This window comes from Prauserella muralis, from assembly GCF_003202285.1.
In the GTDB taxonomy this organism is placed as follows: domain Bacteria; phylum Actinomycetota; class Actinomycetes; order Mycobacteriales; family Pseudonocardiaceae; genus Prauserella_B; species Prauserella_B muralis.
On sequence record NZ_MASW01000001.1, the window covers coordinates 32,538 to 45,846 of the forward strand.

The 13,309-nt window shown below is 71.1% G+C and carries 15 protein-coding genes; 9 read left to right on the forward strand and 6 right to left on the reverse strand.

Going from position 1 to position 13,309, the window contains the following annotated elements; all coding sequences use genetic code 11:
- Nucleotides 1–8: 8 nt before the first annotated feature.
- Complete coding sequence (locus BAY60_RS00925; protein WP_112278919.1) at nucleotides 9–890, forward strand: Vgb family protein; 882 nt, start codon at nucleotides 9–11, stop codon at nucleotides 888–890.
- A 137-nt stretch (nucleotides 891–1,027) separates the two neighbouring features.
- Here the strand turns inward: BAY60_RS00925 and BAY60_RS00930 are convergent, their stop codons facing one another.
- Nucleotides 1,028–1,945, reverse strand: a complete 918-nt coding sequence (locus BAY60_RS00930) for an NAD-dependent epimerase/dehydratase family protein (protein ID WP_112278920.1) — start codon at nucleotides 1,943–1,945, stop codon at nucleotides 1,028–1,030.
- Nucleotides 1,946–1,993: 48 nt separating this feature from the next.
- Nucleotides 1,994–2,203: a LuxR C-terminal-related transcriptional regulator gene (locus tag BAY60_RS37765; protein WP_281272711.1), complete on the reverse strand. Its 210-nt coding sequence runs from the start codon at nucleotides 2,201–2,203 to the stop codon at nucleotides 1,994–1,996.
- A 234-nt stretch (nucleotides 2,204–2,437) separates the two neighbouring features.
- On the opposite strand from BAY60_RS37765, the gene BAY60_RS00940 reads away from it, so the two are divergent.
- From BAY60_RS00940 to recQ, 3 genes are read left to right on the forward strand one after another with little or no spacing between them, the layout of a single operon-like run.
- Nucleotides 2,438–3,193, forward strand: coding sequence for an SRPBCC family protein (locus tag BAY60_RS00940; RefSeq protein ID WP_112278922.1), 756 nt, complete (start codon nucleotides 2,438–2,440; stop codon nucleotides 3,191–3,193).
- Complete coding sequence (locus BAY60_RS00945; protein WP_112278923.1) at nucleotides 3,190–3,984, forward strand: alpha/beta fold hydrolase; 795 nt, start codon at nucleotides 3,190–3,192, stop codon at nucleotides 3,982–3,984. Before BAY60_RS00940 ends, BAY60_RS00945 begins: the two co-directional genes overlap by 4 nt.
- 32 nt (nucleotides 3,985–4,016) lie before the next feature.
- The gene (gene recQ, locus BAY60_RS00950; protein WP_112278924.1) at nucleotides 4,017–5,828 is read left to right on the forward strand and encodes a DNA helicase RecQ; all 1,812 of its coding nucleotides are present in this window, start codon (nucleotides 4,017–4,019) and stop codon (nucleotides 5,826–5,828) included.
- 110 nt (nucleotides 5,829–5,938) lie between these two features.
- Here the strand turns inward: recQ and BAY60_RS00955 are convergent, their stop codons facing one another.
- Together BAY60_RS00955 and BAY60_RS00960 are read right to left on the reverse strand one after the other, a co-directional pair.
- Entirely contained in the window at nucleotides 5,939–6,793 is an 855-nt protein-coding gene (locus BAY60_RS00955; protein WP_112278925.1) for a glycerophosphodiester phosphodiesterase, read from the reverse strand.
- 103 nt (nucleotides 6,794–6,896) lie between these two features.
- A complete protein-coding gene (locus tag BAY60_RS00960; RefSeq protein ID WP_342769738.1) occupies nucleotides 6,897–7,514 on the reverse strand; it encodes a DedA family protein in 618 nt (205 codons plus the stop codon).
- A 355-nt stretch (nucleotides 7,515–7,869) separates the two neighbouring features.
- On the opposite strand from BAY60_RS00960, the gene BAY60_RS00965 reads away from it, so the two are divergent.
- Complete coding sequence (locus BAY60_RS00965) at nucleotides 7,870–8,172, forward strand: hypothetical protein (RefSeq protein ID WP_112278927.1); 303 nt, start codon at nucleotides 7,870–7,872, stop codon at nucleotides 8,170–8,172.
- Nucleotides 8,173–8,251: 79 nt separating this feature from the next.
- Here BAY60_RS00965 and BAY60_RS00970 read toward each other — a convergent pair whose 3' ends face one another.
- Nucleotides 8,252–8,995 carry a 3'(2'),5'-bisphosphate nucleotidase CysQ gene (locus tag BAY60_RS00970; RefSeq protein ID WP_112278928.1) on the reverse strand — a complete coding sequence of 248 codons (744 nt, stop codon included), beginning with the start codon at nucleotides 8,993–8,995 and terminating at the stop codon, nucleotides 8,252–8,254.
- 107 nt (nucleotides 8,996–9,102) lie between these two features.
- Here BAY60_RS00970 and BAY60_RS00975 point away from each other — a divergent pair, with 107 nt between their 5' ends.
- Genes BAY60_RS00975 through BAY60_RS00990 form a run of 4 tightly spaced genes read left to right on the forward strand, consistent with a single transcriptional unit; the run spans nucleotide 9,103 to nucleotide 12,721 of the window.
- Entirely contained in the window at nucleotides 9,103–9,591 is a 489-nt protein-coding gene (locus BAY60_RS00975; RefSeq protein ID WP_112278929.1) for a nuclear transport factor 2 family protein, read from the forward strand.
- Between the two features lie 21 nt (nucleotides 9,592–9,612).
- Complete coding sequence (locus BAY60_RS00980) at nucleotides 9,613–10,782, forward strand: hypothetical protein (RefSeq protein ID WP_112278930.1); 1,170 nt, start codon at nucleotides 9,613–9,615, stop codon at nucleotides 10,780–10,782.
- Nucleotides 10,782–11,558 carry an SDR family oxidoreductase gene (locus tag BAY60_RS00985; protein WP_112278931.1) on the forward strand — a complete coding sequence of 259 codons (777 nt, stop codon included), beginning with the start codon at nucleotides 10,782–10,784 and terminating at the stop codon, nucleotides 11,556–11,558. The genes BAY60_RS00980 and BAY60_RS00985 overlap by 1 nt, the downstream gene beginning before the upstream one ends.
- Nucleotides 11,559–11,569: 11 nt before the next feature.
- Nucleotides 11,570–12,721 carry a sulfotransferase family protein gene (locus tag BAY60_RS00990; protein WP_112278932.1) on the forward strand — a complete coding sequence of 384 codons (1,152 nt, stop codon included), beginning with the start codon at nucleotides 11,570–11,572 and terminating at the stop codon, nucleotides 12,719–12,721.
- A 35-nt stretch (nucleotides 12,722–12,756) separates the two neighbouring features.
- Here the strand turns inward: BAY60_RS00990 and BAY60_RS00995 are convergent, their stop codons facing one another.
- The gene (locus tag BAY60_RS00995) at nucleotides 12,757–13,083 is read right to left on the reverse strand and encodes a transcriptional regulator (protein ID WP_112278933.1); all 327 of its coding nucleotides are present in this window, start codon (nucleotides 13,081–13,083) and stop codon (nucleotides 12,757–12,759) included.
- Nucleotides 13,084–13,309 lie beyond the last annotated feature (226 nt).

Genomic DNA, 13,309 nt, shown 5'->3' on the forward strand with positions numbered 1-13,309 from the left:
TGGCGGACATGTTGATCACGGAGCACCCCGTCGGCGGCGAGGGCGCCGATCCCTACGGCATCACCACGGGCCCGGACGGCGCCCTGTGGTTCACCCAGGCGCGCAGCGGCCGCGTCGGGCGGATGAGCCCCACCGGCGAGCACACCAGCTACCAGCTCGAACCGGCCGGCAGCCAGCCATCGGTGATCGTCGAGGGGCCGGACGGCGCGCTCTGGTTCACCGAGACGCAGGCGGGCCGCATCGGCCGGATCACCACCGGTGGCGAGGTGAGCGCGTTCGCGCTGCCCGCCGAGGGCTCCGGGCCGTTCGGGATCACCCCCGGTCCGGACGGCGCGCTGTGGTTCACGGAGATGAACGCGGGTCGCGTCGGCCGCATCACCACCAGCGGCGAGGTCACCGAGTTCCCGCTGCCCGGCGAGGGCGGGTTCCCCGCCATGATCACCGCGGGCCCCGGCGAGGCGCTGTGGTTCACGCTGAACCAGGGCAACGCCCTCGGCCGCATCACCCTCGACGGCGACGTGACCCTGTACCCGCTGCCCACCGAGTCGGCGGGCCCGGTCGGCATCACCCACGGCCCCGGCGACGCCGTGTGGTTCGCCGAGATACTCGCGGGCAAGCTCGGACGGTCCACACCGGACGGTGAGGTCACCGAGTACCCGCTGCCGGACCGTGCCTCCCGGCCGCACGCCCTCGTGACCACCCCGGACGGCACCGTGTGGTTCACCGAGTGGGGCGCCAACCGCGTCGGCAGCGTCACCGCCGACGGCCGCATCGAGGAGTACGGCCTGCCCGCCACCTCCTCGGAGCCGCACGGCATCGCCGTCGGGCCGGACGGCGCGCTGTGGGTGGCGCTGGAGTCGGGTGCGCTCGCCCGGCTCGAACGCCGGTAGCGCTCAGCGGGAGTGCCTCGCCGGCCATGGCCGCACGATGGCCAGCGAGCCGAAGGTGACCTTGGGTACACACCACGTACCCAAGGTCACCTTCGGCTCGCCGCCGCCACGTCGCGACGGTCAGTCTGGCCACCTCGCTAACCCGCCCACAGCGTGCGCGCCGTGGCGAGCAGGCCCTCCCGTGCGCTCGGATGGCTCGGCCGCCAGCCGGTGGCCGAGCGCAGCCGGGCGTTGCTGACCCGCAGCGACCGGGTCAGCGACGTCAGCCGGTCGCCGAGCAGCAGCGCCGCCCTGCCCGGTGGCCGCAGCCACGGCGTCGCGCCCGCCGCCCGGGCCAGTGCGTCGGCGTACTCGCGCTTGGTGAGCGGTTCGTCGTCCACGACGTTGTACGTGCCCGCGGGTGCCTCAAGCACGGCGGCCACCGCCGTGGCCCCGTCCGCGACGTGGATCGAGGAGACGAACGTGTGCGGCGGGCCGATGCTCGCGGCCACGTGCCGCCTCGCCAGCGCCAGCAGTTGCTCGCTGTGCGCGGCGCCCGGTCCGAGGAACCAGCCGAACCGCAGGACGACGCCGGTGCCGCCGGCTTCGGTGAACCGGCGGGCACTCGCCTCGGCCGCGTGGTTGCCCACCGCGGCCGGGTACCGGTCGACCGGCGAGTCCTCGTCCACCCACTCCGCGCCGCCGTCCCGGTACAGCATGCTGACCGATTCCTGCACGACCCGGCCCACTCCGGCGGCCAGCGCGGCGTCGACGACGGTCGCCGAGCCCTCATGCCGGATCCGGTTGTTCGGCTCCCAGGCCCGGCGACTGAGGAACCTCACCATGGACGGCAACGACGACGCCAGGTTCACCACGGCATCGTGGCCCGCGAAGGCCTCGGTGAGCCCCTCGCGGTCGAACAGGGACACCGAGACCGGCTCCGCGCCCTGCTCCCGCAGCGCGGCGGCCTTGTCCGGGGTGCGGGCCAGCGCGGTCACGTCGTGGCCCCGCCGGAGCAGTTCCGGCACGACGTGGCGGCCGATAGCCCCGGTGCCGCCGGTGACGAAGACCCTCATGACCGGACGGTAACAGCCGCCGAACCGTGCGGTGCCGCCGTTTTCGCGTCACACCAGGCCCTGCCGGGCCGCCCAGACGACGGCTTCGATGGGGGTCCGGAATCCGAGCTGGTCGCAGACGGCGCGCATCCGCCTGCGCACGGTCCGCTCGGACAGCCCCAGCCGGCGGGCGATCGCCTCGATCGGCAGGCCGCTGGCCAGCATCCGGAGGAGGACGATGTCGTCCTCGCTCAGCGCCACGCCCTCTTTGGCAATCACCACGCCGCTCTCCCTGGCTCGAGCTCGATAAATCGTTTCAAACTCGCGCTTTCCAGTAGCCTGCGTCCTCGACCGCCCACTGTCAAGCTCCGATAGCCGACAGAAAGCACCGACAGTCTGAAGCGTTTCAAGCCGCGTGCAGCACATCGTTCGACCGACAACCGATCGAGTCTTGACAAAAAAAGTTGTCGGTAGCAGAGTGGGTTCCGTCAGCAGCTGAAGGAGAGGACGCAGATGGGCCACTCATTCGAAAGCCGGGACGAGGTCGAGGTTGCCGCGACCCCCGAGCAGGTGTGGGACGCGATCGCCACGGGCCCGGGCATCGACTCGTGGTTCATGGGGCGCAACGAGGTCGAGCCCGGGCAGGGCGGGACGGTGCGCACGTTCTTCGGCGGGTACACGCCGTCGTTCGCCGTCACCGCCTGGGAGCCAGGCAGGCGCCTCGCCTACGGCTCGCCCGAAGCCCCGGACGGGCGGTTCGTCGCCTTCGAGTTCCTCATCGAGGGCAGGGCGGGCGGCAGCACCGCCCTGCGCCTGGCGACGAGCGGCTTCATCCCCGGCGACGACTGGGCCGACGAGTTCGAGGCCATGACTAAGGGCAACGCACTGTTCTTCCACACCCTCGCCACCTACCTCAGCCACTTCGCGGGCCGCACGGCCACTCCCGTCACCGCCTTCGGGCCGCCGGTCGCCGACTGGACCTCGGCCTGGACGGCGCTGCGGCGCGCGGTCGGCCTCGGCGACGACCCGGCGGTGGGCGACACCGCTCGGTTCACTGTGGACGGCGAGCACATCGAGGGCCACGTCTACTCCGTGAACTCCCAGACCCTGGGCATCGTGGCACCCGGGGGCATGTACCGCTTCCTGCAGGGCTTCCACGGCCCGATGGTGGCAGGACACCACCTCTTTTCCACTGTGGACACCACGACCGCGGAGCGCGCCTGGCAGGCGTGGCTCATCGACACACTCTCCGGAAGGGACTCCCGATGAACACCGTGACCTCCGCAGACGGCACCAGAATCGCCTACGACCGCATCGGGCAGGGCCCGGCGGTGGTCCTCGTCGACGGCGCCATGTGCTACCGGGGCCAGGGCCCGATGCCGGCCGTGGCCAGGGAACTCGCGAGCGAGTTCACCGTCTACACCTACGACCGCAGGGGCCGGGGCGACAGCGGCGACACCGGACCGTACTCCATCGAGCGGGAGATCGAGGACCTCGACGCGCTCATCAAGGAGGCAGGCGGCTCGGCGTCCGTGTTCGGCGCCTCCTCCGGTGCCGTGCTCGCGCTGGAGGCCGCCAACCACGGCCTGCCCGTGCGCAAGCTCGCCCTCTACGAGCCACCGTTCATCGTCGACGACACGCGCACGCCGACGCCCGACGACTTCGACGAGCAGGTGGACACGGCGCTCGCGGAAGGCAAGCCGGGGGAGGCGGTGACGCTGTTCATGAAACTGGTGCAGGTGCCCGCGTTCGCGATCGTGCTGATGCGGCTGCTACCCGTGTGGCCCAAGCTCAAGCGCATCGCGCACACACTGCCCTACGACCTGGCGTTCGTGCAGGACTTCCAGCGCGGAAAGCCGCTGCCCGCCGACCGGTGGACCTCGATCACCGCGCCGGTCCTCGTGGCCGACGGCGGCAAGAGCCCCGCGTGGATCCGCAACGGCGCCAAGGGACTCGCGGACGTGCTGCCCACCGCGACGTACCGCACGGTGCCCGGACAGACCCACATGGTGAAGGCGAAGGTCCACGCGCCCGTGATCGCCGGGTTCTTTCGGGACTGACCGCGCCGGAGCCGGCTCGCTAGGATCGCCCGGTGACCTCCCCCGAGACGCTGCAGGTACTGAACCGGGTCTTCGGGTACGACTCGTTCCGGGACGGCCAGCAAGAGATCATCGACCATGTCACCGCCGGTGGCGACGCACTCGTGCTGATGCCCACCGGCGGTGGCAAGTCACTCTGCTACCAGATTCCCGCGCTCGTCCGCGACGGCGTCGGCGTGGTGATCTCTCCGCTCATCGCGCTGATGCAGGACCAGGTGGACGCGCTGCGCGCGCTTGGCGTGCGCGCCGGGTTCCTCAACTCGACACAGGACCCGGACGAACGGCGCATGGTGGAGGCGGAGTTCCTCGCGGGCGAGCTCGACCTGCTGTACCTGGCACCGGAACGGCTGAAGGTGGACGCCACCGTGCGGCTGCTCGACCGGGGCACGGTGTCGCTGTTCGCCATCGACGAGGCGCACTGCGTGTCGCAGTGGGGCCACGACTTCCGCCCCGACTACCTCGCGCTGTCGGGCCTGCACGAACGCTGGCCGGAGGTGCCGCGCATCGCGCTCACCGCCACGGCCACCAAGGCGACCCACGCCGAGATCGCGTCGCGGCTGAAGCTCGAGGACGCCAAGCACTTCGTGGCGAGCTTCGACCGGCCGAACATCCAGTACCGGATCGTGCCGAAGAACGAGCCGCGCAAGCAGCTGCTGGACCTGCTGCGCACCGAGCACAACGGCGACGCGGGCATCGTCTACTGCCTCTCGCGCCGCTCGGTGGAGGAGACGGCGGAGTTCCTGGTCCGCAACGGCATCGAGGCGCTGCCCTACCACGCGGGACTGGACGCGCGCACCCGCACCGAGCACCAGGCGCGGTTCCTGCGCGAGGAGGGGCTCGTGGTGGTGGCCACCATCGCCTTCGGCATGGGCATCGACAAGCCGGACGTGCGGTTCGTCGCGCACCTCGACCTGCCCAAGTCGGTGGAGGGCTACTACCAGGAGACCGGCCGCGCGGGCCGGGACGGCCTGCCCTCCACGGCGTGGCTGGCGTACGGCCTCGCCGACGTCGTGCAGCAGCGCAAGCTCATCGACTCCTCGGAGGGCGACGCGGCGCACCGGCGCAAGCTGGGCGCGCACCTCGACGCGATGCTCGCCCTGTGCGAGACGGTCGACTGCCGCCGCGTGCAGCTGCTCGCCTACTTCGGGCAGAGCGGCGAGCCCTGCGGCAACTGCGACACGTGCCTGTCGCCGCCCGAGTCGTGGGACGGCACGGTCGCCGCGCAGAAGCTGCTCTCCACCGTGGTGCGGCTGCGGCGCGAGCGGCGGCAGAAGTTCGGCGCGGGCCAGCTCATCGACATCCTGCTGGGCCGCAGGACGCCCAAGGTGATCCAGCACGACCACGACTCGCTCAGCGTGTTCGGCGTCGGCGACGATCTCTCCGAGCCCGAGTGGCGCGGCGTGGTGCGCCAGCTGCTGGCGAAGGGGCTGCTGGCCGTCGAGGGTGACTACGGCACCCTGGTCACCACCGAGGCCAGCGACGAGGTGCTCTTCCGAGGGCGGAAGGTGCTGCTGCGCAGGGAGCCGAAGAAGCAGGCCGGGGCCAGGACCGCCAAGGCCCGCCGTACCGAGGGCACCGAGCTGCCCGACGACGCCAGGCCCGTGTTCGAGCGCCTGCGCGCCTGGCGGGCGGCGACGGCGAAGGAGCAGGGCGTGCCCGCGTACGTGATCTTCCACGACGCGACGCTGCGCCAGATCGCCACCGAGTGCCCCGGCTCGCTGTCGGAGCTGGGCTCGGTGAGCGGCGTCGGCGAGAACAAGCTGGCCAGATACGGCGAGCAGGTACTCGAAGCCGTCCAGGGCTGACGCCCGCGAGTCCTGCACTCAGGCCCGCGAGTCCTGCACTCAGGCCCGCGAGTCCTGCACTCAGGCCCGCGAGTTCTGCGCTCGCGGGCCCGGGTCGCACGTTCGCCCGGTCAGCGCTGTGTCAGCAACTGCGGATAGTCGGTGATGATGCCGTCGACGCCCAGCCCGGCCATCGTGCGCAGGGCTCCCGGCTCGTTGACCGTCCACACGTTGATCTCCATGCCCAGCTCGTGGATGCGGTCGACCAGTGCCCGGTCGGTGACCGTGTGCTGCGGGTTGACGGCGTCGGCCCACGTGCCCAGGGCCACCAGCTCGGCCTCGGTGGGCCGGTCGGCGTCGAGCAGCCCCACCGGAACCTCGGGCCGCAGCTGCGCGAACCGCCGCGCGTCCTCGACCAGGAACGACTGCACGCCCAGCTCGCCACTCGCGACGGCACGCTCCAGGTAGCGGGGCACCGAACGGAGCTCGGCGTCCAGGTCCTCGGCGAGCCCGTCGTAGTGGGCGCACGGGCTGATCTCGGCGAGCAGTCCCGTCCTGCCACGCACCTGCTCGATGACCTCCCGGACGGTGATGATCGGTTCCCCCGCGTACCGCTCGTTGAACCACGATCCCGCGTCGAGCGTGCGCAGCTCGGCCCAGGTGAAGTCCGAGACCCGGTAGGACGCGCGTCCGGGGAAGCGCTGCTCGACGTCCGTGGTGCGCTCCAGCGTGCAGTCGTGGAAGTTCACGAGCCGCCCGTCCTTGCTGCGCTGCACGTCGATCTCGACGAAGTCGGCACGCTGCTTGATCGCGGTGCGGATGGCGGCCCGCGTGTTCTCGGGGGCGATGCCCGACGATCCGCGGTGCGCGATGACCTCCACGCCGGCGGGGTCGGCGGCCGCGGCGGGCACGGCCGCCAGTCCGGCGGCGATCGGCAGGCTCAGCAGGCAGGCCAGGGCTCGGCGGGCAAGGACGGCAGTTCGCATCGGGGACCTTCCACTCGAATCGGGACACCGGGTCCCGCCGAGCATGTCGGCGCCGGATGACACTCCGGCGAACGCGAGCCGTCGGGCCGCCGACGCGCCGGCGTCAGCTCCGGCCCGTGTGCCGGGTCCGCCTTCGCTTGACCAGCACCACGGTGGCGACCACGGCCACCAGCAGGCCGAGCACTATCCAGCTTCCCGCGCCCACGGCCTGCTCGATCTGCTGGGCGGCGGCGCCCGCCGCCATGCCGAGGGCCACGTGCAGCGCGCACCATCCGGCCGCGCCGATCGCCACGGCAGGCAGGAACTTGCGCAGTGCGAGCCGGGACGCGCCCGCGGCGGCGGGCATGACCGCGCGCAGCAGCGGAAGGAAGATCCCGATCAGGACGGCGAAGGTGCCCCGCCTGCGCAGCACGTCCATCGACCGGTCCCAGCCGTTCGCGGCGTGGTTGCGGACCAGCCGGGTCTCGCGCAGCTTCGGGCCGAGCACCCTGCCGATGACGAAGCCGACCGAGTCGCCCGCCACCGCGCAGGCGGTGGTGACGCCCCACATGAGCAGGAACTCCGACGTGCTCGTCACCGTGGTGCCCAGGATGAACAGGCCGGTCTCGCCCGGTGCGATGAAGCCCAGCCCGACCGTGCACTCGCCGAAGACGAGCAGGCCCGCGGCGGCCAGCAGGGCCCCGGGCGGCAGGCTTCTCAGCCACTCGAGCAGATCCGTCACCACGGTTGCGAATTCCCTTCAATTTCGGGGCCTCGGCGTCATCCTATCGTGCCATTCGTTCCGGGCTCCGCCCGTCACCGAATGCGCAGAAAACAAACGAAATGTGAACACCGGAGCATTTTCCGCACCGCGAACGGTGATACGTCAGGTGAACGAGTGGAAATGGTCGTCGCAGATCACCGAGTCACCCTGTGTCAAACCTCCTGGCATCGTGATGTGCGTCATCACTGGTCCGGGGGAACGCGGGCCGCGACTGACAACTCTTCACAACCGGCTCGAGGCGCGTAGCTTCGGCCGTGTCGCGCTTTTCGCACGACCGTGAAGTGAAAAACGAGTCGATTGGGGAACCACAAAGGTGTTGAAGAAGACTGCATTCGTCGCGACCGCCGCTGCTGGACTGATGATGCTCGGCTCGCCGGCGTTTGCCACCACTGGCGGCGACGACGGGCACGGCGATGGCAGCGGTCAGGTCGGCCTGGTCAACGTCAACGACGTCCTCAACGACAACAACGTCGGCGTCTGCGACAACAAGGTCAACGTGCTGGGCGTGCAGGCCACCGACGCACTGAACGGCCTCGGCATCCCGCTGCTGTCCCCCGGCGGCGCGACCGAGGCGGAGTCCACCGCTCCGGACATCTGCGCCGTCCAGGGTCACTGATCCGGCAGCGCTTCGCACACACTCCCGCGAGTGCCCCCAAGGCCGCCCGGCCTTGGGGGCACTCGCCGTGACGGGGCCCTCAGGAGGCGTCGGCGATGGCGGCCAGCAGCGCGGTGGCCAGATCCGGCCGGCAGATCACCAGGTCGGGCAGGTAGGGATGGCTTTCGTTGTATCGCAGGGGGGAGCCGTCGACGCGCGAGGCGTGCAGGCCTGCCGCGAGCACGACGCCGACGGGAGCCGCCGAATCCCACTCCCACTGCCCGCCCGCGTGGACGTAGGCGTCGGCCTCCCCGCGCAGGACCGCCATGGCCTTCGCCCCCGCGGAGCCCATCGGCACCAGGTCGGAATCCAGCGCCCGCGCCACACCGTCGGCGAACGCGGGCGGGCGGCTGTCGCTGACGAGGATGCGCGAGCGACCCCCGTGGTGCGGGCCGGGCTTGGCATCGTCGCTGGCGTAGACCGCGTCGAGCGCAGGCTGCGCCACCGCAGCGGCCGTGATGCCGCGACCGCGCTCCCACAGCGCCACGTGCACCGCCCAGTCCACCCGGCCGGGCATGCCGAACTCCCGGGTGCCGTCGAGCGGGTCGATGATCCACACCCGCTCGGCGCCGAGCCGCGCCGGGTCGTCCGCGGACTCCTCGGACAGCACGGCGTCGCCGGGCCGCTCGGCCGCGAGCCGCTCCAGCAGCAGCGCGTTGGACTCCGCGTCGCCCCGCTTGCCGAGCGCTTTCGGGTCGTCGTCGCTCGCGCCGGCACGCACCCGGAGCAGGAGCTGTCCCGCTTCCTCGGCGAGCCGCGCTGCGATTCGTGCGTCGGTGCTCACCGGTCAAGCAAACCAAGCTGCGCCGCCACGGCCACCGCCGGGGGCATCGAGCACCGAAATAGAACAAGTTCTTGCCACGCGGAGGCTCTCGGCGGAAGCTGGACGCCATGGACCTCACGGCACTGGAAGAGATCAAACGCGTCAAGCACCGCTACCTGCGCTGCGTCGACCTCAAGCGCTGGGACGAGCTGGCCGACACGCTCACCCCCGACGCGACGGCCGGCTACGGCACGCCCACCTACGGCGACCCGCTGACCTTCACCGGCCGCGACGAGATCCTCGGTTTCCTGCGCGACAAGCTCGGCCCGGACATCATCACCGTGCACATGGCCGCCCAACCGGAGATCGATATCGACGGCGACACGGCGCAGGGCACCTGGTGCTTCGAGGACACGGTGATCGCCACCGAGCACCGCGTGGTCATCAAGGGCGCGGCGTTCTACGAGGACCGCTACCGGCGCTGCTCCGACGGCGCGTGGCGGATCGCGCACACCGGCTACACGCGCACCTACGAGGCCATGCTCTCACTCGACGACCTGCCGAGCTTTCAGCTCACCGCCAACCGGTGGGCCTCCACGACGTTGACCAACGGATAGAACACGTTCTAGTCTTGCGCGGTGCTCACTCAGCCGTTCGCCGACGCCGTGGTCGAGGCCGAGAAGGTCATCGCCGAGGCACCGCACATCAGCACCGAGCAGGACCTTCTCGAGGGCTACGACTACCTCGCGGGCAGCATCCGCGCCTCGCTGCAGCTGGCGTGGGCCTACGAGCGCGACTACCCGTACTTCACCCAGTCCACCGGCCCCTACACCAAGATGGGCCTCGACAATCCGGACGCGCTGTACTTCCACTCCTACCTGCGCGACAGCGCCGAGTACGTCGTCACGGGCACCCGGGGAACCACCCGCGACCTGAGCTTCCAGGTGTTGAACGGCGACTACTCGCCGGTCGAGGTGCCGGACAGTCTCACCGCGTTCGACGACCGTGCGTTCGACATCGCCGGGGACGGCACGTTCGAGATCCGGTTCGGACCGGACGCGGCGAAGGCCGGCCCCGGCTACTTCGTGCTCGGCGAGGGCTCGGCGATGCTCGTCGTGCGCGAGGTGTACAGCGACTGGGGTCGCGAACGGCGGGGCACGCTGCGCATCCGGCGCGCCGACCGGGCGGGCACCGCACCGCCGCCCATCGGCAGGGACACGCTGGAGAAGCGCTTCGGCGTCGCGGGCAAGATCCTGCTCAGCAGGCTGCGGACGTTCCTGGCGTTCCCCGAGTGGTACTACCTGAAGCTGCCCGTGAACACCATGACCGAGCCGCGCAGGACCCCGGGCGGGCTGGCCACGCAGTTCTCCTCCGCAGGCCACTACGACCTGGCGGACGACCAGGCGATGATCGTCACCGTGCCGGCCTCGGACGCGCCGTACCAGGGCATCCAGCTCGGCAGCATGTGGTACATCTCGCTCGACTACGTCAACCACCAGACGAGCCTCACCGCCGACCAGGCCCGCGTCGACCCCGACGGCATGCTCCGGTTCGTCGTCAGCGAGCGCGACCCCGGCGTGGCCAACTGGCTGGAGCGGCTCGGCCACCGGCGCGGCTACGTGCAGATCCGCTGGCAGCGGCTCTCCCGCGACCTCACCTCCGAGGACGGCCCGCGCGTCGAGATCGTGAACGTCGCCGACCTGCCCCGGCTGCTGCCGCACTACGACCACGCCCGCGTCACCGCCGACGAGTGGACGGCCCGCATCGCGGCCCGGCAGGAGGCCGTCGCCGACAGGATGCTCGGCTGATGTTGCTCGCGGACAAGGTGGTTGTGGTCTCCGGCGTCGGGGCGGGGCTGGGCAGGGCGATCGCCGTGCAGTGCGCCCGCGCGGGCGCCGACGTGGCACTCGCCGCGCGCACCGAGTCTCGGCTGGAGAAGGTGGCCAAGGAGGTCACCGACCTGGGCAGGCGCGCGGTCACCGTGCCCACCGACATCACCGACGACACCGCGTGCACCCGGCTCGTGGAGTCCACACTGGACTCCTTCGGCCGGGTGGACGCTCTGGTGAACAACGCGTTCGCGATCCCGCCGATCACCGACCTGCTCGACGTGGACCTGGACGCCGTCCGCACCGGGTTCGAGACCAACGTGCTGGCCGCGCTGCGCCTGAGCAGGCTGTTCGTGCCCGCGCTCGAAGCGTCCCGCGGCTCCGTCGTGATGATCAACTCCGCGGTGCTGCGGCATTCCCGCCGCACCTTCGGCGCGTACAAGATGGCCAAGTCCAGCCTGCTGGCGCTCGCGCAGAGCCTGGCCACCGAGGTCGGACCGAAAGGCGTGCGTGTGAACTCGGTGGCGCCCGGCTACATCTGGGCCGGGCACCTCAAGTGGTACTTCGCCTACCTCGCCAAGGAACGCGGCGTCGAGCCGCAGCAGGTCTACGACGAGACCGCCGCCACGATCGACCTGCGCAAGCTGCCGGAGCCGGACGAGATCGCCGACGCCGTGGTGTTTCTCGCCTCTCCGCTGGCCCGCGCGGTCACGGGCCAGTGTCTCGACGTGAACGGCGGCGAGTACCACCACTGAGGGGAGCGGACATGGGTGTCGGCACCGTCGCGGACCTGCACGCCTCGGCGACGAAGATCACCGGGCTCGACGACTTCGGCCCCGACGACTACACCGACGGGCTCGCCGTGCTGCTGGAGTCCTACGAGCGCGAGGCAGGGCTGACGCCGCTGGGCGCCAAGGTGCAGCGGGCGTTCCTGCGCGGCGCACTGGTAGCCCGGCTGCTCAGCGAGGCCGCGTGGCAACGCCACCCCGAGCACGCCGACGTGCCCATCGAGCGGCCCATCTTCGTCACCGGTCTGCCACGCACCGGCACCACCGCACTGCACCGGCTGCTCACCGCCGACCCCGCGCACCAGGGCCTCGAGGTGTGGCTCACCGAGGTCCCGCAGCCCCGCCCTCCGCGCGAGACGTGGCCGGACAACCCGGTGTTCCAGCGCATCCAGCAGGGCTACGAGCGCTACCACGACGAGCATCCCGAGTTCATGGGCGTGCACGCGATGTCGGCCGATCAGGTCGAGGAGTGCTGGCAGCTGCTGCGGCAGTCGCTGCGCTCGGTGTCGTTCGAGTGCCTCGCCCACGTTTCCACGTACTCGGCGTGGCTGGCCGGGCAGGACTGGACACCGGCCTACCGCAGGCACCGGCGCAACCTGCAGCTCATCGGCCTTCCCGACGCGGGCCGCCGCTGGGTGCTGAAGAACCCGAGCCACCTGTTCGCCCTCGACGCCCTGCTCGCCGTGTACCCGGACGCGCTGGTGATCCAGACCCACCGCGAGCCGCACACGGCCATCGCGTCGGTCTGCAGCCTCAACGCGCGCGCCTCGCAGGGCTGGTCGGAGACGTTCCGCGGCGAGGTCGTCGGGGCCGACCAGCTGGAGTTGTGGGCGCGCGGGCTGGAGACGTTCACCGAGCAGCGGCAGCGGCACGACCCGGCGCGCTTCTACGACGTGGCCTACTCCGACTTCGTCGCCGACCCGATCGGCACGGTGACCGCCATCTACGACCACTTCGATCTCCCGCTCACGGACGAGGCCGCGACCGCCATGCGCCGGCTGCACGCGGCGAGCACGACGGGCACGGCCCGGCCCTCGCACAGCTACCGGCTCGCCGACTTCGGCCTCACCGAGGAGCAGGTGAGCGAACGCTTCGCCGGCACGTCACCCGGCGCGAGGGCCCGGCGCTGAACGGCCGGGCAGGCCGGTGACACCGGCGCAGCGCCTCATCGGCGCACCTCGGCTTCGTCCACGGACAGCAGTCTCAGCAGCGAGCCCGGCGGAACGTCCACCACCTCCTCCAGGTACCGCAGTGCGGCCAGGGACCCGGGCCGCTCGGGGCGGCACCGCCCCGACTGCCAGTGGCTCAGTGTCGCGAGGCTCACCGGCACACCCCTGCGGCGCAGCCGGTACTGGATTCGTTCGAGTCCGAGGCCACGTGCTCGGATCGCCGCCCGCAACGCCGCGGCGAACGGCCCGGTCGCCAGCAGCGACTCGAGCTCGTACGCGGCCTGCTCCCCCCGGACCGTGTGCTGTGTTGGCTGACCGGTCATCGTCGCTCCCGCCATCGAGGGACCGCAGCAGCGTATGGGAGCGGTGGCGGCAGCGTAAGGGGCTAAGGACCCCACCTGGCGTCGCACATTCGGCGCCATGACAATGAAACACGCGGTCCACCGGCACCTCGCCGAAAAGTGTCCACACAGGACTCGCCGAGTCCGCCACCGAGCCCAGGGTGCCCTTGGGTACGGCACGTGTACCCAAGGTGCCCTTCGGCTCGCC

Excerpts from the sequence above, each read along its gene's own strand:
- BAY60_RS00955 (WP_112278925.1), bottom strand. The coding sequence starts at position 6,793 with ATGCGAACTGCCGTCCTTGCCCGCCGAGCCCTGGCCTGCCTGCTGAGC.
- BAY60_RS00995 (WP_112278933.1), bottom strand. The coding sequence starts at position 13,083 with ATGACCGGTCAGCCAACACAGCACACGGTCCGGGGGGAGCAGGCCGCG.
- BAY60_RS00985 (WP_112278931.1), top strand. The coding sequence starts at position 10,782 with ATGTTGCTCGCGGACAAGGTGGTTGTGGTCTCCGGCGTCGGGGCGGGG.
- BAY60_RS00945 (WP_112278923.1), top strand. The coding sequence starts at position 3,190 with ATGAACACCGTGACCTCCGCAGACGGCACCAGAATCGCCTACGACCGC.
- BAY60_RS00975 (WP_112278929.1), top strand. The coding sequence starts at position 9,103 with ATGGACCTCACGGCACTGGAAGAGATCAAACGCGTCAAGCACCGCTAC.
- BAY60_RS00940 (WP_112278922.1), top strand. The coding sequence starts at position 2,438 with ATGGGCCACTCATTCGAAAGCCGGGACGAGGTCGAGGTTGCCGCGACC.
- BAY60_RS00930 (WP_112278920.1), bottom strand. The coding sequence starts at position 1,945 with ATGAGGGTCTTCGTCACCGGCGGCACCGGGGCTATCGGCCGCCACGTC.
- BAY60_RS00925 (WP_112278919.1), top strand. The coding sequence starts at position 9 with ATGTTGATCACGGAGCACCCCGTCGGCGGCGAGGGCGCCGATCCCTAC.
- BAY60_RS00990 (WP_112278932.1), top strand. The coding sequence starts at position 11,570 with ATGGGTGTCGGCACCGTCGCGGACCTGCACGCCTCGGCGACGAAGATC.